This is a genomic window from Peribacillus deserti, from assembly GCF_002863585.1.
Taxonomy (GTDB): Bacteria; Bacillota; Bacilli; order Bacillales; family DSM-1321; genus Paraperibacillus; species Paraperibacillus deserti_A.
In genome coordinates, this window is record NZ_PGUY01000056.1 from 15,245 (window position 1) to 37,452 (window position 22,208).

14 protein-coding genes are annotated in these 22,208 nt (G+C 42.5%); 2 read left to right on the forward strand and 12 right to left on the reverse strand.

From position 1 onward, the window contains the following. Positions 1-152 precede the first annotated feature (152 nt). Genes gatB through gatC form a run of 3 tightly spaced genes read right to left on the reverse strand, consistent with a single transcriptional unit; the run spans position 153 to position 3,359 of the window. Positions 153-1,583: an Asp-tRNA(Asn)/Glu-tRNA(Gln) amidotransferase subunit GatB gene (gatB, locus tag CUU66_RS17680; RefSeq protein ID WP_101644603.1), complete on the reverse strand. Its 1,431-nt coding sequence runs from the start codon at positions 1,581-1,583 to the stop codon at positions 153-155. A gap of 15 nt (positions 1,584-1,598) precedes the next feature. Continuing rightward, positions 1,599-3,056, reverse strand: a complete 1,458-nt coding sequence (gene gatA, locus CUU66_RS17685; RefSeq protein WP_101644605.1) for an Asp-tRNA(Asn)/Glu-tRNA(Gln) amidotransferase subunit GatA — start codon at positions 3,054-3,056, stop codon at positions 1,599-1,601. 12 nt (positions 3,057-3,068) lie between these two features. Further along, the gene (gene gatC / locus CUU66_RS17690) at positions 3,069-3,359 is read right to left on the reverse strand and encodes an Asp-tRNA(Asn)/Glu-tRNA(Gln) amidotransferase subunit GatC (protein ID WP_101644609.1); all 291 of its coding nucleotides are present in this window, start codon (positions 3,357-3,359) and stop codon (positions 3,069-3,071) included. A 431-nt stretch (positions 3,360-3,790) separates the two neighbouring features. Here gatC and CUU66_RS17695 point away from each other — a divergent pair, with 431 nt between their 5' ends. Beyond that, a complete protein-coding gene (locus CUU66_RS17695; RefSeq protein ID WP_101644611.1) occupies positions 3,791-5,146 on the forward strand; it encodes an IS1182 family transposase in 1,356 nt (451 codons plus the stop codon). Between the two features lie 121 nt (positions 5,147-5,267). Here the strand turns inward: CUU66_RS17695 and pruA are convergent, their stop codons facing one another. The 8 genes from pruA to CUU66_RS17735 all read right to left on the reverse strand — a co-directional run bounded on the left by pruA (position 5,268) and on the right by CUU66_RS17735 (position 16,789). Then, positions 5,268-6,815, reverse strand: coding sequence for an L-glutamate gamma-semialdehyde dehydrogenase (gene pruA / locus CUU66_RS17700; protein WP_101644613.1), 1,548 nt, complete (start codon positions 6,813-6,815; stop codon positions 5,268-5,270). A gap of 307 nt (positions 6,816-7,122) precedes the next feature. Beyond that, a complete protein-coding gene (locus CUU66_RS17705; RefSeq protein ID WP_101644615.1) occupies positions 7,123-8,295 on the reverse strand; it encodes a CamS family sex pheromone protein in 1,173 nt (390 codons plus the stop codon). Between the two features lie 11 nt (positions 8,296-8,306). Continuing rightward, positions 8,307-10,313: an NAD-dependent DNA ligase LigA gene (gene ligA / locus CUU66_RS17710; protein WP_101644617.1), complete on the reverse strand. Its 2,007-nt coding sequence runs from the start codon at positions 10,311-10,313 to the stop codon at positions 8,307-8,309. 26 nt (positions 10,314-10,339) lie between these two features. Next, positions 10,340-12,553 carry a DNA helicase PcrA gene (gene pcrA / locus CUU66_RS17715; RefSeq protein WP_101644619.1) on the reverse strand — a complete coding sequence of 738 codons (2,214 nt, stop codon included), beginning with the start codon at positions 12,551-12,553 and terminating at the stop codon, positions 10,340-10,342. Positions 12,554-12,692: 139 nt separating this feature from the next. After that, entirely contained in the window at positions 12,693-13,388 is a 696-nt protein-coding gene (locus tag CUU66_RS17720) for a heptaprenylglyceryl phosphate synthase (RefSeq protein ID WP_101644622.1), read from the reverse strand. 225 nt (positions 13,389-13,613) lie between these two features. Continuing rightward, complete coding sequence (locus tag CUU66_RS17725) at positions 13,614-13,934, reverse strand: YerC/YecD family TrpR-related protein (protein WP_101644624.1); 321 nt, start codon at positions 13,932-13,934, stop codon at positions 13,614-13,616. Positions 13,935-13,970: 36 nt separating this feature from the next. Then, entirely contained in the window at positions 13,971-14,996 is a 1,026-nt protein-coding gene (locus CUU66_RS17730; protein ID WP_101644626.1) for a DUF3048 domain-containing protein, read from the reverse strand. A gap of 50 nt (positions 14,997-15,046) precedes the next feature. Next, a complete protein-coding gene (locus CUU66_RS17735) occupies positions 15,047-16,789 on the reverse strand; it encodes an adenine deaminase C-terminal domain-containing protein (RefSeq protein ID WP_101644628.1) in 1,743 nt (580 codons plus the stop codon). 143 nt (positions 16,790-16,932) lie between these two features. Here CUU66_RS17735 and CUU66_RS17740 point away from each other — a divergent pair, with 143 nt between their 5' ends. Then, entirely contained in the window at positions 16,933-17,169 is a 237-nt protein-coding gene (locus CUU66_RS17740; RefSeq protein ID WP_101644630.1) for a YgaP family membrane protein, read from the forward strand. A 539-nt stretch (positions 17,170-17,708) separates the two neighbouring features. On the opposite strand, the gene CUU66_RS17750 is transcribed toward CUU66_RS17740, so the two are convergent. Then, a complete protein-coding gene (locus CUU66_RS17750; protein WP_180955343.1) occupies positions 17,709-21,290 on the reverse strand; it encodes a lamin tail domain-containing protein in 3,582 nt (1,193 codons plus the stop codon). Between the last annotated feature and the right edge of the window lie 918 nt (positions 21,291-22,208).

The following is a 22,208-nucleotide window of genomic DNA, read 5'->3' on the forward strand; positions in this document are numbered from 1 at the left end:
AGGGGTTTGCGCAATTTTGATTACGTTGTGCTCGATTTGTGATACTCGGTGCTCTTTTGCTCGATCTTTTTCACATGGGCTATGCACCTAATTAAATGACGGTCAATCCTCGCAAAAAAGGCATCCCAGACTATTTCCGGAATGCCTTGTTCTTATCTTTTTTGGATTTCTTCTACAAGAAGTTTGTTAACAAGAGGAGGATTGGCCTGCCCCTTCGTCGCTTTCATGATTTGTCCTACCAGGAAACCAATTGCTTTTTGCTTCCCGTTTTTAAAGTCATCAATGGATTGAGGATTTTTATCAAGTGCTTCATTGATGATTTTGCGAAGGGTTCCTTCATCAGAGATTTGGACCAGCCCTTTTGCTTTTACAATTTCCTCAGCATTGCCGCCCTCTTCAATTAAATCCTTAAAGACCTGCTTAGCTATTTTTGAAGAAATGGTTCCATTTTCAATCAATTTAATCAAACCAGCAAGGCTTTCCGGAGTAAGAGCTACATCATGAAGTTCCTTTCCTTCAGCGTTGAGGTATGCTGATACCTCACCCATGATCCAGTTGGATGCCTGCTTTGGATCCGCTCCAGCTGTTACAGCAGCTTCAAAGAAGTCAGCCATTTCCTTTGTCACTGTGAGGACCGCGGCATCGTATGCCGGAAGGCCAAATTCCTCCGTGTAGCGCTTTTTGCGCTCATCTGGAAGCTCAGGAATTTCTGCGCGGATACGGGCTTTCCACTCTTCATCAATGATTACAGGCACTAAATCGGGTTCAGGGAAGTAGCGGTAATCATCTGAACCTTCTTTGACACGCATGAGCAATGTTTTTCCTGTAGCCTCATCAAACCGGCGTGTTTCCTGATCAATGGTCCCTCCAGCCTGCAGTACTTCTGCCTGGCGCTTTTCTTCGTACTCCAGCCCTCTTTTTACAAAGTTAAAGGAGTTTAGGTTTTTGAGCTCTGTTTTTGTTCCAAATTCTTTCTGGCCGGCTGGCTTCAGCGAAATATTTGCATCGCAGCGAAGTGAGCCTTCTTCCATTTTACAGTCAGACACACCGGTATATTGTATAATCGATTTTAGCTTTTCGAGGTATGCATAAGCTTCCTCTGGAGAAGATATATCCGGCTCTGAAACGATTTCTACAAGCGGAGTTCCCTGGCGGTTGTAATCCACTAAAGAATAGCCGTCTCCGGTATGTGTCAGCTTGCCGGCATCTTCCTCCATATGAATTCTAGTGATGCCGATTTTCTTCTTGCTGCCGTTTACCTCAATTTCGATCCAGCCATTTTCCCCAATCGGCTTATCGAATTGAGAAATTTGATAAGCTTTCGGATTGTCCGGGTAAAAATAGTTCTTACGATCAAATTTCGTGTATTCGGCGACCTCACAATTAAGCGCCATAGCTGCTTTCATTGCAAATTCAACGGCCTTTTTATTCAATACAGGCAGCACTCCGGGATACCCCAGATCAATGACGCTTGTATTTGTATTCGGTTCCGCTCCGAAATGATTCGGGCTTGCCGAAAAAATCTTAGAATTTGTTTTAAGCTCAACGTGTACTTCTAACCCAATTACTGTATCAAAACTCATGTTCACTATCCCCCCTTACAGATACGGTTTTTCTTTATGAAATGATGTTGCCTGCTCATAGGCATGTGCCACCCGGTAGACTGTGCTTTCATCAAAATGCCTGCCGATGATCTGAAGCCCTAATGGCAGTCCGCCAGCAAAACCGCATGGGACAGAAATTCCCGGTACACCTGCAAGGTTAACAGGAATAGTCAGAATATCATTTGCATACATGGTCAACGGATCAGTCGTTTTTTCTCCAAGCTTGAAGGCAGGGGTTGGTGCTGTCGGCCCGATGATCACATCATACTTTTCAAACACATCTTCAAAGTCCTTCTTAATCAAAGTACGGACCTGCTGTGCCTTCTTATAGTAGGCATCATAATAGCCAGAGCTTAATGCAAATGTTCCAAGCATAATCCGGCGTTTTACTTCATCTCCAAAGCCTTCAGCACGGGTGTTTTTGTACATTTCAATTAGATTCTTGGCATTGTCTGTACGGTAGCCGTAGCGAACTCCATCAAAGCGTGCCAGATTGGCTGAAGCTTCTGAGGAAGACAGCAGATAATAAGCAGAAAGAGCATATTTTGAATGAGGAAGAGAAACTTCTTCCCATTTCGCCCCAAGCTTTTCTAGCACCTTCAAGGCTTCTAAAACGGAATTCCTGGATTCAGCGCTTACCCCTTCACCTAGGTACTCTTTTGGCACCCCGATCTTCAGGCCTTTAATATCCCCTGTCAAGCTCTCGGTATATTTAGGAACCTTCACATTTGCTGACGTGGAGTCCATAGAATCTACACCTGCCAAAGCCTCAAGAAGATATGCATTATCCTCGACTGTACGTGTTATAGGGCCAATCTGCTCAAGGGACGAAGCAAATGCTACTAAGCCAAAGCGCGAAACGCGGCCATATGTAGGCTTTAGGCCCACAACGCCGCAAAATGCAGCGGGCTGTCGGATAGAACCGCCTGTATCCGATCCAAGAGAGAAAAGAACTTCTCCGGCCGCAACTGCCGCCGCCGATCCTCCTGAAGATCCGCCTGGAACATAATCCAGATTCCACGGGTTAAGGGTCTTTTGAAAGGCAGAGTTTTCATTGGAAGAACCCATCCCGAATTCATCCATATTTAATTTCCCAATTGTTATGGTCCCTGCTTTATTCAGGTTCTGGACCGCAGTAGCATCGTATATAGGATCAAAATTCTCTAGAATCCTGCTTCCACAGGTGGTTCTAATATTTTGGGTAACGATATTATCTTTGATCCCTATAGGCATTCCGAATAAAGCACCTAGTTTTTCGCCGCCCGCAAATTTTTCATCATACATGAGAGCCTGCTGCCGAGCATTTTCTTCATTTAGCGTTAAGAATGCTTTTATTTTATGATCAACCTGGTTAATTCTCTTGAAAGACTCGTCCACCAGATCAGATACCTTAATTTCTTTCTTATGTAAAAGACCGTGCAGGTCAGCTGCTTTATGGTCTAACAATGACATAATTTCCCCTCCTTACTCCATAATGGACGGCACCCTGATATGGCCATCCTTGCTGTCAGGTGCATTTTTCAGAACTTCTTTAATCGGCAGCCCTTTTGCTGCTTCATCTTCCCTTAGTACATTCTTCATTTCGAGAACATGAGAAGTCGGCTCAACATTCTCTGTATTCAGTTCATTTAGCTGCTCAGCAAATGTTATGATGGCATCGAGTTCTTTTGTCAGCGTTTCTGTTTCTTCATCAGTTATTGCCAGACGCGCTAGATTTGCTACATGTTTTACTTGATGGGCTGATATACGGCTCATCTCTTTCACCTCCAGATATCGTACATAAACAATATATTGATAATATCAGACTTTTTCGCATTAAAGCAACAGCTGGCACACGTTTCAGAAGCAATCGCCGGAGAAATGAACATAAAAACGAAAATTGGAAAATCTCCCCGAGAGCTCTGTCGAAACGATCTAATCAAACGTTTAATTAATATGGGCTTTAATGAGATACAACCGCAGCTGCCCTGGCCGCTCCCAGCAAAAAGAATGTCGGCTCCTTAATCCGCAAAACCTCGAATATTGTCTGGGAAATACTTTTGGGTTAAACCCCAATTTTCCGAAAATAAAAACCCCACTTATTGTGGGGTTTCAGCTTGTAGACAAAGTCTATTAATTTTAGACTTGTCTACAAGCTTTTTTTGTATAATGGAGGTAGAAAATCTTAGTTAGTGGGGGTTTTTTAGATGTTATCAAAGCGTTCAGAAGATAATCGTCTCCAAATTGAAATGGTTGCTCTTGATCAACTTGTTCCTGCGGACCATTTGGTCCGGAAAATTGAAAGTGCTATCAATTTTGATTTCATTTATACGTTGGTTGAGGATAAATACAGTCACGATAACGGTCGGCCAAGTATAGATCCTGTAGTTCTTATTAAAATGGTGTTTATCCAATACCTTTTCGGTATTCGATCTATGCGTCAAACCATACGTGAAATTGAAACGAATGTTGCTTACCGCTGGTTCCTGGGGTACGGCTTCACAGAAAGGATTCCCCATTTCTCTACCTTTGGTAAAAACTATGTACGCCGGTTTCATGATACGGATCTCTTTGAACAAATTTTCTATAAGATCCTTAAAGAAGCAATGGATAAAAAACTGGTAGACCCTTCTATTGCTTTCATCGATTCCACGCATGTAAAGGCAAGTGCCAATAAAAAGAAATTCAATAAGACAGTCGTCCAAGTGGAAACAAGGAGTTACCAACATCAGTTAGACGAAGAAATTAACTCCGATCGTGAGATGCATGGAAAAAAGCCTCTTCCCCCACAAACGAAAGAGGAAACAAAGGAAATTAAGATCAGCACCACCGACCCCGAGAGCGGCTATTATGTGAAGGATGAACGTGAAAAGCTGTTTGCCTATTCCTTTCATACGGCTTGTGATTCGCGAGGGTTTATTCTGGCAACCAAAGTTTCAGGAGCCAATGTACATGACAGCCGGATGTTCGATAAGCTGCTTGAAGAAGTGATGATAAAGGTACAGAAACCCGAAGCGGTAGCTGTTGATGCTGGATACAAAACTCCGTACATTTCAAAACTCATGATGGACAATGAGATTAGGCCTGTAATGCCTTACACAAGGCCAATGACAAAGGACGGGTTCTTCAAGAAGTACGAATATGTATATGATGAACATTATGATTGTTACCTATGTCCGAAAGGACAGGTACTGAGCTATAAAACTACGACTCGAGAAGGGTATAAACAGTATGTTTCAGATTCTCGGATATGTGCAGATTGTCCAGTACTTGCCCAATGTACACAAAGCAAGGACCATAAGAAATGGATACATCGCCACGTCTGGGAAGATTACATAGAAGAGGCAAACCATTTGCGACACACTGTCGAAAATAAAGAAATCTATGCAAGGCGCAAAGAAACCATTGAACGTGTTTTTGCAGATGCAAAAGAAAAGCATGGTATGCGATGGACAACCCTACGGGGACTTAAAAAATTGTCCATGCAGGCGATGCTTACTTTCGCTGCAATGAATCTTAAAAAAATGGCAAATTGGACATGGCAGAAGCCATGTCCAGCATAAAACCTGCTTAGTTTCTCCTTAAAATAGACAACCCCTCTTCAAATCGGGGATTTAAAGAGGGGGTTTGTCGACAGTCTGAAACCCCACTTATTGTGGGGTTTTCCATTGTTGAATCGTTTTATTAATATGCCTCTGATGTTGTTTTGCCTTGCATGTGCAATGCCAGGTAGTCTGGTCCGCCTGCTTTAGAGTCGGTACCGGACATATTGAATCCGCCAAATGGCTGGTATCCAACGATAGCTCCTGTACAACCGCGGTTGAAATAGAGGTTTCCTACATGGAAATCTTCACGTGCTTTTTCCAAGTTTGTACGGTTATTAGTAATAACAGCACCCGTCAATCCATACTCCGTGTTATTTGCGATCTCAATAGCATGGTCAAAGTCACGTGCTTTAGCAAACGCTACAACCGGTCCGAAAATCTCCTCCTGCATCACACGTGCTTTAGGGTCTACATCAGCGATAATAGTAGGCTGTACGAAGAAGCCTTTAGAGTTGTCGCCTTCTCCACCTGCAGCTAAACGGCCTTCTTGTTTACCGATTTCAATGTATTCCATAATTTTGTTAAATGCATTATTATCAATAACTGGACCCATGAAGTTGCTTGTATCAACTGGGTTTCCGATTGTTAAGTCTTTTGTCAGCTCCACTGCACGCTCTAATACTTGATCGTATACATCTTCTACGATAACAGCACGTGAGCATGCAGAACATTTTTGTCCTGAGAATCCGAATGCAGATTTCACGATTGATTGAGCAGCAAGCTCTAAATCAGCCTCTTTATCTACAACAATAGTATCTTTACCGCCCATTTCAGCGATCACACGCTTCAGCCAGATTTGGCCTTCGTTTACTTTAGATGCACGTTCATTGATGCGGACACCTACATCACGGGATCCAGTAAATGAGATAAAGCGTGTACGAGGATGGTCAACCAGGTAATCCCCAACTTCAGCACCGCTTCCAGGAACAAAGTTCAGTACGCCTTTTGGCAGTCCTGCTTCTTCCATTACTTCCACGAATTTTGCAGCAACAACTGGAGTGGTAGAAGCTGGTTTTAACAGAACGGTGTTACCGGTTACAATAGCAGCTACAGTTGTACCAGCCATAATTGCAAACGGGAAGTTCCACGGAGAAATGATAATACCAATTCCTAGAGGAATATAGTTAAAGCGGTTAAATTCATTAGGACGGCTTTGCACTGGAATTCCATCTTTTAACTTCAGCATTTGGCGTGCATAGAATTCCAGGAAGTCGATAGCTTCAGCAGTATCAGCATCTGCTTCGTTCCACGGCTTTCCTGCTTCCTTCGTTAACAAGGCAGAGAATTCATCCTTGCGGCGGCGGATAATCGCGGCAGCACGGAATAACACGTCTGCTCTAACTTCTGGTTTTGTCTTTTTCCAGGTTTTGAATGCTTCGTCAGCTGCCTGCATTGCTTTTTCTGCAAGTTCGCGGTCTGCTTTAGAAACACGGCCGATTACTTCTTCTTTATCTGCCGGGTTTACTGACACGATTTTATCTTCAGTAGTAATGCGCTCTCCGCCGATAACTAATTCATAATCCTTGCCAAGGTAGCTTTCTACCTTCTCGAGACCTTTTAGATAAGACTGTTTATTTGATTCTACGGAAAAGTCCGTGAACGGTTCATGCTTGTAAGGTTGTACCATCCCCATCGCTCCCTCTATTAAAATTAATCAACATACCTATTCTAACTCATAAAATCTAAGTCTTCAATTATGATATTCTATTTGGAATTACATTCTAGCTAACATTCAAAAAAATTATACTAATCTATTAATTTTTATTCAGACAAAACTCAACAGATATATAAAACGCTTGCATAAATACACTTTACTTGTAATCCCTTTTATAAAAAAATTATTCTTTATTTGTATTTTGAATTTCAAATTGCCATATCCTTTTCAAAAAAACTATAGAAAAAACCCTTTCCGTAAAAAACGAAAAGGGCTCAGGTTATTCATAAATATGGACAAAAGGTTCACTTGTTTCAGGCTTTCTGACGATGAGAGCTTCAGGGCCATTCACAGATGTAATATTAACTTCAACGGATACATACTCAGGAAAATGCTGCATAACAAGACCCGTCACATACTGGGAAAACCCGACTGCTTCTGCTTTTCCATAGAATTGAATTGGAATCGTTATGCTCAGATCCTGAAGCTGATCATCTGAATAAAAAGCCCGTCCAATCACCCCATTAAAATTAGGGAAATATTCCTCCACATCTTGTTTGAAATTCAAGAAGGAGTTAACATCCTCTCTATGTTTCTCATCTGTCTTTGGAGGAGGGAACAATTCATATTTTTCATTGATATTCTGCCACTTACCAAGATTGCCTTCCCCTTCTCCCGCCTCTGAATAAGCGAGGAAATTCCCAGGAACTGCCGATGTCTTAGGCGCCTGCTCAAACAATGCTATCGTGATAGGAACCTGCTTTAATTCAGATTTCTTTCTCAACCGCTGCAGTACCTGCTGAGCAATCTTCTTTCCTTCCTCCATCAGCTCGCTCTTAGGAATTCGGGTTTCATAATCGGCGCCAAAATCTTCTTTTTTATAATAGTGTACAGAGTTTAGGGCGAGTCCAATTACTACACCGCCAAGACCGACTGTGTCTTTGTCCGATTTAATTAAATAATCATGCTCTAAAATATGAGCGAGGTACAAAGGGTTCTCCTGCTGCCGCTTATCTATATCCCCTTTTCCAGGGTCTAAAGGATTAAGTCCAATATTGTCTTCAACCTTTAGTTTTTCTGCTTTAAGCTGGCTCTTGGTGAACTTCCGGTTCAGCAAATACGATACCTCTTCTTTATCAAGAAACTGCCCTTCCTTGAATAAATATTTATCAGGATCAAATGTATGCTGGGCAACCCTCATCAACCCTGTTTCAAACTCATTAATATCGTAGCGGGTATTCAGGTTTGCTACGACAAGCCCTCTTGCTTCACTGGGCTCAAACGGAAGGGTTGTACGATAATATTTATCCGAAATTTTATACTTCGGAATGATCGCTTTTTCCTTTTTAGCTTCTGAATCCTGGATAACTTCCTCCTGCTTATCAAACTTAGGCGCGCACGCCGTTAATAGTAAGAGAAGCGCCAACCCGATAAAGGATATTTTCTTCTTCATCGTTTACACCTCTATTTGTTTAATTCTTCCAGCATTCTCTCCTCGTCCCAGACTTCTAACCCTAAGTCCTGGGCCTTAGCCAATTTAGAACCGGCATCTTCTCCCGCAATAACTAAATCTGTCTTTTTGCTCACACTGCCTGCTACATTTCCGCCGAGTGCCTCTATCTTTTCTTTGGCTTCGTTTCGTGACAGCTGTTCGAGTTTCCCGGTTAAAACGATGGTTTTTCCCGCAAAAAATGAATCGGATTCTGCTGCAGTGACAGGCTTAGGTCCTTTATATTCCATATTCACACCCGCAGATCTCAGCTCATTAATCAAATCCGCCGCTTCTTCCATTTCAAAGTAAGCCACAATAGATTCAGCCATTTTACCGCCGACTTCATTTATGGAGGTCAGTTCTTCAGCGTCCGCTCTCTGCAGGGCATCCATGCTGCCAAAGTGCTGAGCCAGCGTTTTAGCTGCTTTTGCACCAACATGTCTGATACCAAGGCCAAATAATAGTTTCTCGAGTGAATTGCCCTTAGATCCCTCAATGGCTTTCAACAGGTTCGATACAGACTTTTCACCCATACGCTCCATGCCAATCAGCTGCTCATGTGTCAGCTTATAGATATCTGCCACATCATGGACCAGATCTCCAGCGAACAGCTGGCTGATCACTTTTTCTCCAAGTCCCTCTATATTCATGGCGTTTCTTGAAACAAAATGTATAAGCCCTTCTCTTATTTGTGCAGGGCATTTAGGATTGATACACCTTAGTGCAACTTCTCCTTCCAGCCGTACAAGCTCACTCCCGCATTCCGGACAATGTGTCGGCATAGTAAATTCCACTTCACTGCCTGTACGTTTTTCCGGAAGGACATTTACGATCTCAGGAATAATGTCCCCTGCTTTTTTTACAACAACAGAGTCGCCCAATTTAATATCCTTCGCACGAATTAAATCCTCATTATGCAGTGTCGCCCTCTGCACGGTTGTTCCAGCGACACGGACTGGTTCCAAGATCGCAGTCGGTGTGATGGCACCCGTTCTTCCTACGGTAAGCATAATATCTTTTAATATAGTGACTACTTCTTCAGCCGGAAATTTATAAGCTATAGCCCAGCGGGGACTTTTTGCTGTAGTGCCCAGCCTCTCCTGCTGTTCTAAAGAATCTACTTTTACAACAATGCCGTCAATATCGTACGGAAGGTTTGGACGTCTTTCCACCCATCCTTCTACATATGCAATGACTTCTTCAATATCGGCGCATCTTTGTCTTTCTTTATTCGTTTTAAAGCCAAGCGTATCCAGCAGGTCAAGTCCCTCGCTGTGTGACTCGACACCTGTTTCACCAAGGTCCGCGATTGCATACAGGAAGATATCCAGATTCCGCGATGCTGCTATTTTAGGATCGAGCTGGCGCAATGAGCCGGCTGCTGCATTCCGCGGGTTCGCAAAAGGCTCTTCGCCCCGCTCTTCTTTCGCTTTGTTCAGCGCTTCAAACGAGCGCTTCGGCATGTATGCTTCGCCTCTGACCTCCATCGTGAAAGGCTCTTTAATTCTGAGCGGGATGGACTTGATTGTTCGTAAATTAGCCGTTATATCCTCACCAATCGTCCCATCTCCACGTGTAGCGCCTTTCACAAATAAACCATCTTCATATCTGAGTGACACAGCCAGTCCATCTATTTTCAATTCGCATACATAGGTAAATGGATCCCCTACAGCCTGGCGGACTTTCCTGTCGAAATCCCGCAGGTCGACGTCATTGAAAGCATTGCCGAGACTCAGCATCGGTGTCCGGTGCTCGACTTTCTCAAACATGTCGAGAATGGCGCCTCCCACCCGGACAGTTGGTGAATCCGGTGTTCTGAATTCCGGATAATGCTCCTCAAGCTCAATAAGCTCGCGCATAAGGCGGTCGTACTCCGCATCCGGCACAGACGGCTTGTCCAGTACATGGTATTCATAGTTATATTGATTAATAATAGTCTGCAGTTCTCGAATCTGCTTTTCGGCATCCAATCGTTCCATACATACAGCCCTTTCCTTTTCTAGAGCTAGCCCTTGGTAATCGGGGCGAATTTAGCAAGCAACCTTTTAATCCCAGTTGGGCTTGGGAACGCTATATCCAGCTCTTTCCCTTCTCCTTCTCCTTTTACGCTGACGACAGTTCCTGTTCCCCATACCTTATGGACAGCCTTGTCGCCGACATTCCACCCGATCTCGTCCCCGCCGGTTGTCGTCTGCTTCATCGTCACGGTTCTTGCTGCAGCTGGACGTCTTCTTGTATCCTGCTGTGAAGACTTAAATCCGGATTGTTTTGACTTCGGCATTAAATCTTCCAGAAGATCTTCTGGTATCTCTGAAATAAATCTGGAAACTGGATTCATATTGGTACGGCCAAACAACGTTCTCATCTGAGCGTTTGTCATAAACAGTTCAGCTTCGGCCCTTGTAATCCCAACATATGCTAGACGGCGCTCTTCTTCCATTTCATCCTCTTCCATAAGAGAGCGGCTGTGAGGGAATACCCCCTCTTCCAATCCAATTAGGAAGACGACGGGGAATTCAAGGCCTTTAGCTGAGTGAAGTGTCATCAGGACTACCGAATCCTGCGGCTCTTCCGTTTCATCAAGAGAATCAATGTCCGCAACCAATGCTAAATCTGTTAAGAACGCTACAAGACTTTTATCATCATTGGTTTCTTCAAAGCTTTTCGTAACGGATAAAAATTCGTCAATGTTCTCAAGCCTGCTCTGTGATTCAATCGTTTTTTCTACCTGAAGCATTTCGCGGTAGCCTGTTTTGTCAAGAACCTGTTCAACAAGCTCTGTTACAGACAAATATTCCTGCATCTGAGAATATCCATTGATTAAATCTCTGAACTCAGCGGCCGCTTTCGTAATCTTAGGAGAGACCCCTATCAATTCAACAGAATCAAGTGCCTGCATAATAGACATATCATGCAGGCCGGCAAAATCAGCAATCTTGTCTAGAGAAGTAGCTCCGATTCCCCTCTTCGGAACATTGATAACTCGGCGCAGGCTGATATCGTCATCCGGATTGGAAATTAACCGGAGATAAGCTAAGATGTCTTTGATTTCTTTTCGGTCATAGAACTTAATTCCGCCTACAATGGAATACTGAATATTCGATTTTAGCAGAACTTCCTCCATCACACGTGACTGCGCATTGGTTCTGTAAAGAATTGCAATTTCGGAAAGCTTTCTGCCACCCCGCGTCATTTCATTAATTTTTCCTGCAACAAACTGCGCCTCACCCTGCTCACTATCCGCACGGTAGTAGGAGATTTTATTGCCTTCCAAATTTTCTGTCCACAAATTCTTCGGCTTTCGGTTCATATTCTTTGAGATAACTTCATTGGCTGCTTTCAGAATTCTCTTGGTAGAACGATAATTCTGTTCAAGCAAAATCACATTCGCATTGGGATAATCCTTTTCAAAGCTTAATATATTCGCGATATCTGCACCGCGCCAGCGATAGATGGACTGATCCGAGTCCCCGACTACACACAGGTTTTTAAAACGTGCAGCCATAGCTTTTACTAGCATGTATTGTGCCCTGTTCGTATCCTGATACTCATCCACATGAATATACTGGAATTTCCGCTGATAAAACTCTAACACTTCCGGAACTCTAGTAAACAGTAAAATGGTCTTCATAATGAGATCATCAAAATCCAGCGCCTGATTTTTGCGGAGGCGTCTTTGATATTCCTTATATACATCCGCTACCACCTGCTCAAAAAAGCCGCCGGACATACCCGCATATTCTTCTTCATCAATCAGCTCATTTTTAGCTGAACTGATCGATCCAAGAATGGCACGGTAATCATATTTTTTTGGATCCAGATTTTTATCCTTTAAAATCTGCTTAATAACAGACTGCTGATCTGTGGTATCCAAAATGGTGAAATTACGGTTATACCCGATGCGGTCAATGTCTCTGCGCAGAATTCTCACGCACATGGAGTGGAAGGTTGATATCCAGATATCCTCTGAGGCTCCTCCCAGAATTCCTTTAATACGCTCCTTCATTTCCCGGGCTGCCTTATTCGTAAAGGTTATAGCGAGAATATTCCATGGAGCTACCTGTTTTTCCACCATTAAATAAGCAATACGGTGAGTAAGTACCCGCGTTTTTCCGCTTCCCGCTCCTGCCATGATCAATAGCGGGCCATCGGTTGCTTTTACTGCTTCCTGCTGTTCATTATTTAACCCTTTCAATAATCGGTCTGAAAGGAATTGCATATATATCCACTCCCATAATAGAACACTCGTTCCTATTATAACATGTTTTTTATAATTTCATAAATTTGTCTGTTGATTTCAGCGTCTTTTTAACAAAGTATAAGATTTCCAACAAACTCTTACTTAGCATGTTTACTAACTATTTTTCAGAAGATTTTACTGCCTTCACCGTCAGAAGCGCCTTTTCTAAATCTTCATAAATAACATTCCCCACCACGACAACATCCGCCGATGATGCCATTTCGCACGCCTGTTCAGGAGTTTTAATTCCTCCGCCATAGAACAGCACCGTTTCCTTAAGTTTATTCTTTACTTTTTGTACCAAGGACGGAGAGGCATATTCTCCGCTGTTTTCTAAATAAAAAATAGGCAGCTTAAACATCTTCTCTGCCATCATGGCATAGGCCGTTACATCATCTTCCGTAAGGTCCGTATCAGCTTCCGTTAAGCTTGCCGCTTTGCACTGACTATTTATAATACAGTAACCCTCTACATGAATTTCATCCCAATCCATAATCTCACCGTATTCTTTGACGGCTTTATGATGAAGGTTCACAATCCAATCAGGATTCCTGCTATTTAAAACCGTAGGTATAAAGTATAAATCAAAACCAGGCGTGACAGAGTCAACTCCTGAAACTTCCAGTACACACGGCACCGTATATCTGCGTACGCGGGACATCAAGTCAAGCACATTTTCTAAAGTAACCCCATCGCTCCCACCAATAAGAATCGCATCTGTACCAGATTCACAAATCCTCTCAAGCTGGTCATCAGACAGTTCCTTATTAGGATCAAGCTTAAAAACATGCTCCCACTTTCGATAATCGTACATAAAAAAATCCTCCATATTCAATATCCCATTTCCCCATTATACCATTAGAAATTTCCAATAAAAAATAGAAGCCGGGAGAAAATTACAGGTAAATTCTGAGGGGTTATTAAAAGGAGGGATATTTTAAGATCCTGCCTGTCCCTGAGTGACCCGGCTGACTGTGACGGAGGAAAAAAGAGATGGATTTGTAAGCATAAAGCCTAGAGCATCAAAAAAAGAGCTGGCTCATTCAGCCGGCTCTTCTTCCTTTTTCTGCTCGTCTTTAATTCGTTCCAGTACAATTTCATAGGCATCATTGCCATAATTCAAGCTGCGTTTCACCCGTGAGATGGTAGCTGTGCTTGCACCTGTTTCTGTTTCGATCTTATGGTATGTGTTCCCTTCGCGCAGCATCCGGGCAACTTCCAGGCGCTGGGCCAATGACTGAATTTCATTTACCGTACATAAGTCATCAAAGAAAAGATAGCATTCTTCCAAGGTTTCAAGTGAGAGAACGGATTTAAAAAGCTGATCCAGTTCTTTTCCTCTTAGTTTATTGATTTGCATATATGGACTCCTTCTAGAAATACGGTTTCGATTATATTAAGGTTTTATGCTTAGGTCAGAAACATCTGGAATAACATTCACCCAGGTTTTCCCTGGTACAAATCCTGCTTCACTGCCATGGATCAGCGGAACGATTATATCGTTCTCCAGCTCCCAGTCCACCTCATTTGCTTTCCCTTTTTGCAGCAGATACCCTTTTCCCCCAGCTTGAAGGTCAATGTCCCTTCTGCCTTTGCTGTCGGTAACCTGATGAGGGGCATCGATCACCAGCAGGTTATCGATGAGAACAGGCTTGTTTGTCTCTTCGTCAACTGTAAGTTCTTCAGCTGTATATCTTTTATATTTTTGAATCTTGCTGTCGTATTCATAATGGACATCAAACTGGCTTGAATGATAAGAAACATCAGCTTCCTCTGCTGCTTCGCCGCCTAAGTTGTTCACTTGTTCCTTCTCTAAAAAGGTGAATGGTCCAGGAGGAGTGTCCATATTGTAAGAATGGTTTTTTGCTCCCTTGAGGATATTCTTGAAGGAAATATAAGAGTTATGCGGCGCTTTACGGGAAGGCTCCCTCTTAAATAAAGTGCCATCATACTTCAAACCATTCAAGTGATCCATATAGCCTTGTTCAAGCAGTTCCTTCGCTTCAGGGCTGTAGCCGTGAAGGATATAGAGACTGTTGAATCCCTTTGCCAGACGAATATAATAATCCCTTGCACTTCTTACAGGTCCTACCCGCTTTGGTTTTTCACTTTGGTAAATGGCAAGAAAGCGTGTAACCTCACCTTCAGCGAGCAGTTCATAAACGATATCCGCTTTTGATAAACCGGACTGCGGCCTGGCTTTCGGATGATTATTGACCATTACTGCAACAGCCCGCTGATTTACAGCTTCATCCGTTCTGATACCTGTCAGCGGAAAGGTATTGGAATATTCTTTTGGCTCTGCTTCCTGTTCTGCAGCTTCATTAGGATGCTCGGACGGTTTTCCCGATTTATCGTGGCCGCTGCAGCCTGTTACGATAAGAAGGGAAGCCAGAGTGATTCCCAGCAATTTTACTTTCATGCTTGTAACTCCTTGCCCCGCCAAGCGAGGTAACCATTTACTTTTATATTTTAACGCATTATAGAGGGAAAGAGAACATTTTTATTCATCACATCATACATCCCCTTAGGTGTGATACGGATGTAAGGCAGGTGTGTAGACGAAAAGAATAGCAGCGTATAAATTGGGTCATTAAACTTATAGCCTCTTTCTTTTAAGATCCTTTTCAGCTCATTTTCTTCCCGGATTAATTCTTCCAATGGTTTTTCAGACATAAGTCCGTTTAATAGCAATGGCATTTCATAAACAATCTCGCCTTTCTCAGCGACTACAATTCCGCCGCCCAGTTCCTTCATTCGATAAAATGCCTGCAGCATGTCTTCTTTGTTTTTGCCGATTAATACGATATCGCCTGTGTTTGAGTAAGAGCTGGCAAAACCGCCCAGGCTGTTAGCAAAGCCCTTTATAACTGTATTAATCCGCCATTTTCCATTCCTGTCTATCATCATTAAGAACGATTCATCGTGGTTTGTGGATAATGTATCGAATGATAAATCGGTAGAGATAGAAAAAGGCTTTGTAATCACATCATTCAGCATTTCAATTCCAAAGGGCATAGAGAATTGCAAATCATCCATGGAAATATCCCAATCCAGCTGTAAAGGACCAAAATCATGCTGTGTCCAGTTAAATTCGGATTCAAAGCCTGCACTTTCTCCTCCTCGTTTAATCCACTTTCCTTTAGCAAGCACAGACACGGGAGTAGGGTTATTGATATCTTCTAAAAAGTTGATGTTCGCTACTCTGCCCGTTGCAATGGATCCGTGGAGGTACTCAATATTATAGTATTTTGCAGCATTAATGGTTCCCATATTATAGGCGTCCACCAGCGGAACTCCAGCCTCTATCGCTATCTTGATCATCTTGTCGATCACGCCGTCTTCATAAAAGGAAGGCGGTGACCCATCTGTGGTATAAAAGAATTTATCAAAGTTTTCAATATCAAATTCCAAAATCTCTTGTAAAAGATTAGGAAGATCAGGCCGGATGGATGAATTCCTTAGACTAACCGTGTATCCCTGCAGCAGCCGCGATAATACTTCTTTGCCTGTCATGGCCTCGTGGTCGCAATCAGCACCGAAAAGCCTCATTTTGGCCAGCGTTTTTTCCGAAGCACCAGGAAAATGACCTTCTATCTGTTTGCGCATTCTTTTTGCTTCCTGAATCCAGTGAAGCATCATATCGTCGCCTGCCATTAGTTTTGGCCAGCCGGTCAGCTCTCCGCCCTGAAGCACTGCATCATGCTCCAGCCATGCCTTCACATTACTATGTGAAAACACAGATTCTTCGTTCATGATCTCTGTTTGAGCATCAAAGCGGCACCACCAATACATGGTACCCGGAAGATTACGCAGTTCCTTAAGCAAGGAAAACGCTTTCTTATTTTCCATTTGCAAGAAAAGCATTAAGTTGTCATTGATCAATGTTGTTGTACCATATTTCGATGCATAGGCCGAAAAAGTCTGGGGATTATATAATTGAAATGGATGGGCATGCGGCTCGATATAACCCGGAACTAAATAATAGTCGCTGCAGTCAATTACTTCGCAGTCTGTTAGGTTTTCCGGTGTCATATCCCCAACGTATACGATACGGTCATCGTATATCCATATATTTGCTTCTATCCATTTTCTGAATGTTGGATTTAAATATCGTGCATTAGTGAGCAATATATTAGGTGGAAATTTACCGTCAAGTACAGCCACATGCTCACGCAGTTGTTTGTTTTTCCATCGATAGCGCTGTTCCAGCATGAACATCCTCCTTACGAACCGTACATTTCACATTAATTAAAAAATGTAAGCGTTTTATTTATTTAATACTACCACACATTTTAGTTTAGTACAGTAAAGTTTTACTGATTTAATGTGAACTTTTTATGAAGGAGAGGCTGTCAATGAACGTTAAAGCAAATATAGGTATTGTGAATGCTTTAGTTCGAATCACTTGCGGATTTACGATGCTGGCGTGGTCAACGGCAAAACTTTCAAAAAAACCGAATAGAAGCAGGTATCTTATGGTCGCCATGATGTCTGCAATGAAGATCGGGGAAGGCATTACACGCTATTGCCCAGTAACAGACCTCCTGCAGCAAAGCTTGGAAATGAACAAACAGAATCAACAGGAAAACTGATAGCAAAAACAAGGGCCGGCCATTTATCGAGTCGTTAGCCCTTGTTTTTCATGATGATTGAATTTTAACAGATGCACGTCTTTTCCTTGGATCCAATTTTCCCTCTATCCTCAATTTTACTATGATTTTCTACAGCATGAGGTACCTTGCAGGCAGTCTGTCCCACATTTACCTGCACCTTCCCAATGATCTTGGCTGTTGATCTTCTTCCTCCTATAACACTTTTACAAAAGCCCCTGCTGCAATCACAGGAGCCGTTCATATTGTAGCGGACCCGGTTCCTTTCCTGGTATATATTAGACTCTGCCTCTTTCCTTCTAGCTTCCTCAGAATGGTGTCTACAGTCATGCAATTCACCTTGTTCCTAGTTGATTTAAGTAACCTATTCTCTAAAGATTGAAAAATGCCTTCATAGTTTTATTGTGAATATCTCACTATATTGTGTCGGTTTCATGCATACCAGGACCTCAGGTAAAAATTCCTGATTGCACTCAGGATAAAGACCTTTCATGCCAATGCGGCACCAAAGGCCTTTTCGTTTATTTGTCAGTAGTAAACTTCCAGATTGGCGATTTGGCTTTTCCGCCATATTTATCACTGACTTCAACATACCAGTAATAATCCATGCTGGGCTTTAACCCCTTAATAGGAATTTCTGCCTTTCTGCTGCTTTTTACGTTTTCATCCATTCCTATTTTGTCATTCGTATAGACATTAAGCGATAGATAGTCTGTAGCCACCTGTTTGTGCATCGGAATTAACTCGACCTTTGACAGGGTAAATTCATCAGTACCGCTGTCAAAAAAGTTATAGTGATCAAGGTATGGAGAATAGGTCTTCACTCTCAATTGTTTATTAGCCGGATCAAACTGAAGCAGTCTCATATACCCCTGTCCGCCTTCAGGGCCGCCCTGATAATCTGCAAGCATTTCAATGACTCTGCGTACCTTACCTTTTCCTGCAGGTATTTCTTCCACATTTCGGCTTGCCCCAAAGAAATGCCCGCTCAGAACAATCTTCACATTCTGATTTGGCTTGACCAGTTTATTAAACATCGTTTGTCCTTTTGCAGTGCGCTTTCCATCAATGTCTAAATAGGCATGCGTTGCCAGGATCGCATTCCGATCCGAATATTTTTTCAGTACGGAATTTGCCCATTTAATTGTACTGTTGTCCGTCTCACTTCCCCACCCCAGGTAAAGAATAATAAAATCATGGCCTCCAAAGGAAACAAGATCATAATGATGAATGTTATCATTGAGATCTCCCCCGTAAGATGGCTGGCTCGTGAACCGTCCCCGGCCAAAGTATTTCTGATAATTTTTATAATCGATAAAAATGGAACCTGCGTCGTGATTCCCTGGAGTAACGCCATATGGCACCATGCCGCCATCAAGAGCAGCCATACTTTTACTCGCTACATCCCACTGGTTTAGATCCCATCGGAAATCCACGATGTCACCAGTATGTATAACATAACCTGCGTTTCCCTTATCATATTGGGTTTTAGCCCAGTTCGTCATAATTGGGAAAATGAATGGGAAGGTACTTGAATAATATTGTGTGTCCGACATCCATATTAGAGTAAAGTTCTGATTTACAGCTTCCGGCAGGTCCTGTATAAGTACCTGGACTTTTTGATCCTTTATATACTTGTTTTTATCTAATACAGCTTTTAAGGTAAAATCTTTATCTCCATACCCGTAAGCCAGTGCTTCCCATTTGTAGCGCTTGTGGTTCCATGCATACATCGTAACACGTCTGCCGCTGTACGAATGGCCAGTCCATTCCAGTTCTGCCTCGCTGACCTTAGAGATATGATCATCTATTGGAATATCAAACCTCTGATATGGAAAACCATGGTTCGATTTCGTTAACAGATAGTTATGATCAAGCTTACTTAGCTTACTGCCTTCTAGTTCTCTTAACTCTGCTTCTCCAGCCGCCTCAAGTTCAAGTGGCGGCTCACGGTCTGCAATATTAGAGAATCCTTTGATATGACCTTTCTTTGTGTAATCATATCGGTCAGCTCTATAAAATATGGCATTAACATTATCTCTTGTCGGATCATTCACTTTTACTGACAGATTGGAATCAAGAGGAACATCAGAAGAATTGTTCCGGGGAAAAACAGTATCCTTAATAATAGGATCTTCGTTCACCACCTGGAAATGAAGCGTCTTTCTGCTGACATTCCCTACAGCATCTGAAGCAGTAAAAATAACTGAATGCTTTCCCCTCTTCAGTTTGCCGGATGACGTAGTGTATGGAAGTTTAATTCTTTTGCCGTCTAAGGCTGCCTGCAGTGATGACCATTTGGATACACGATCTATAGACTCTGCATCTATCGTAAAGGTTCCTTTGTAGGTCTGGCCCTCGGCCAAAGATTTTATACTGATTTCGGGAGCTGTGTTATCAAACTTCGGATTCGCTTCATATTGTTCACTTCCATTAATCACCGCTTTAACATTATATCTGCCATCCGCAAAGTCACTCGTATATACAACAGCCCTTTCTGTAAGAAACTTTTCTGAAGGAACCTGGAATACAAAACGGCGGAGGCTGGCTTTAGTCGATTGATTAGAACGCAGCCTCGGGTTCCCATGACCCAGAGTATATATCCGTTGATCCCTATACATTTCTTTTACTTCTTTTCCATCTCCATAGTCTGCAATGACTTCTTTAGGCCTTATGATGGTGCCGTCACCCAGCAGCAGCTTAACATTTTTCATTTCAAAGTCATTCAGCTGGTTTTTAAATATTGGAGAATTTTTCACATAAGACTTATGGCGGCTTCCGGACCTGACAGTGAGCACATTTTTTCCTTGCTTAATATTGGATAAAGGTATCATGATTTCAAACGGGCTGAAAGAACCATGGGTAGGTTCAAGGATCTTGATCTGCCGTTTTCCGGCAAATAGAGCATTCTTATATCCTTCCTTGATATTATTTGCTTCAAAAACAAGAGTCGGCGGCCGGCTTAATACAGCTTTTGTCTGTAACAGGCTGTCATCCCTATAGAGCCGAACCTTATCTCGGGCTTCTTTTTTATGGACTTCTATGTATTTTTTGCCGCTTAAAATCGTATCGTTGGTAAGTGATATCCCTTTTTTGAAAGGTTTATAAGTAGATGGGTTTCCTACTACAATAGACAGATTCCCGTCTTCTGGATATTTAATCATATGATACCCATCTGAAACCTCTAGATAGTAATCAAAAGTAGGATTGGAAGCAAATAGATCAAACCGGGAAACTACATATGAAAAATTATTTATCTCAGTTGATGATAAATTAGCCTCCGTGAAGGTCCGATCCTGATGGCGCTTAAAGTAGATGGTAGCCCGCTGGATAAACCGGTCATCCTCAATCTGAAAAGAAATGGGCAGATCGGTACGTTCCGGGATTTCAGTCTTTAGTTTTATCGGCATTACAGAAGGTCTCATTTGGTCTACTATATGATTTGGCTGTTCAGGAACCTGCCCTTTACTGACTCTGCCCGGCCCGGGTTCATCCGATATCCCCCGTTTAACCATTGAAGTGGAACCATCCATCGGAAAGTCATATAAAATGGAAGATCCATTTGGCGTAACAGGAGAGTAAGCACCAGCTAAATAAGAAGCTGTCACAATAGTATTTCCTGTATCAGTCGTGACGGAAATAGTACGGTCATGTATATTAGACATTCCGCTTGCCTCGGCGCTCACTACTTGTTCTTTGCTAAGGGACGAATGATAATGACGGTTAAAATCCGAATGTGTCAGTTCCCCTTTATCCTTATAGCTGTCACTATTCTTTACCCAGATAACAACCGCTTGTTTCGGACTGATTCTTCGGTTCTCGGTAATGTCCCATTGTACAAATGTTCCGTCCGGTATGTGGCATCGTATATTGTAATCCTTTATGTTAAGGGAGCGGTCCGTATTGTTGTAGAGTTCTATAAATTCGTACCCTTCACCGCGGCTGTTTCCTTTTGAAGGATTTGCGGAGATTTCCGTTATTAATAGATCCGGAAAGAAACGGTCAGATCCCGGAAGTCCGGGTACAGTTGTCCGGCCATAGGTGTAATGGCCTCCAAGCAACAGCATAATTACCGCGATAAAAAGTAGCATTAGCTTTTTCAATGGCTGCATCCCCCTGATTGTGTAAAAATGTCCCGGCTGATGATGTGAGGAATCCCCTAGTTATTTTTATGCTGTATTAAATCCGCTTTTTTATTCCCTTCCTTTCAGTTATTCAGGAAGTATAGAAAACGGGCATATTAATGGCCTGTCTCACCTGACGGGATGCTCAAGGTTAAGCCGGCAAAGTATGAATCCTTCTTTTATATGGACAAATTTGATGGCCATTGGAATGATCCTTTATCCTGAGATAAAAAGCAGAACAAACTCCTAAAGATAAAGAGACTGTATGCTGGGTCTGTACCTTGTAATCGCTCATGTAGTTCCTCATGTAAGTTATAGCTGTTGCATGAGTGGTTAAATCCGATATACCGGAATATTCCGTTAGATTTTGAAAATAGTCACTTTTATAGACGATGTGGTGAGATAGAAAGCGGGAGTAAACAAGCTTCCAAAACATAAGATCTGTTTAATAGGTCTATGCCTTTTAATTGTTGATTTCCCCCTCGTTAAGCTATTCTATTATGCGTCCAAGGTGAGTCTAAATGATGAAGTGTAGTAAGGATCTGCTATTTTAGACAAAGTGCCGAGAAAAAACGAGGAACGCTAAAAAAGCGGCCGAAATAGAGAAACCTCACCTCGTTTTTCTGACTTTTCAACCTCGAATATGGAAAAATCTATTTAAAAGGCTTTTTTCTAAAAGATTGTTGTTTTTTAATAGTTCGGTAAACCTATCCTATTGTTAAACAGGTTGATTGGAACGTAAGGTGCGAGACTCCTGCGGGAGCAGCGGGCATTGTCCGGCTCCAGCGCCTAGACCCTCGAGTCATAAGCCAATCGGTCCATGGAAAGGAAAACCCGCTTTCCACGGCCCGCTTGTCTTATGCTTGGCTAACGCACGAAGCACAGGATGTGCGAGCC